This window comes from Hydrogenophaga sp. OTU3427, from assembly GCF_038440225.1.
In the GTDB taxonomy this organism is placed as follows: Bacteria; Pseudomonadota; Gammaproteobacteria; order Burkholderiales; family Burkholderiaceae_C; genus Hydrogenophaga.
The window spans coordinates 1-376 of record NZ_JASATI010000134.1 but is presented as its reverse complement, the minus strand read 5'-3'; the positions used below and the strand labels follow the sequence as shown (position 1 = coordinate 376).

1 pseudogene is annotated in these 376 nt (G+C 62.2%); it reads right to left on the bottom strand.

Annotation, left to right across the window (positions count from 1 at the left end):
- A pseudogene (locus AAHB17_RS24615) lies at nucleotides 1-259 on the bottom strand (hypothetical protein); the annotation flags it as partial.
- Between the last annotated feature and the right edge of the window lie 117 nt (nucleotides 260-376).

The following is a 376-nucleotide window of genomic DNA, read 5'->3' as shown; positions in this document are numbered from 1 at the left end:
TTGTCGCTTGTGCCATGCTTGTGCTCCACTTTCTCAAGGCGAAACGGGCCGCTTCGTAGCCTGCCCGGATCGACTGTTCGTGGGCCGTCTTGTCTGAAACGCTTGGCGAGTTCACCATGGGCGTGATGAGCAAGTCGGCCTCCGCCATTTCAGGTGCAGCCACCAAGCAGCTTTGTGCCTGCATGACCCGACCCAACACCGCAGGCACGTTCAGTGAGCCAACGCGAGGGCTGCTGCAGTAGATGTCGACAGCGATCACGGTGTCTGCTCCCATGGCGCGTGCAAACCGCACCGGCACCAGACTGGTGACCCCGCCGTCTACCAAGTGCCCAGCCTGGTAGGGCACCGGCACCTGAATCCCTGGCACGGCAGACGA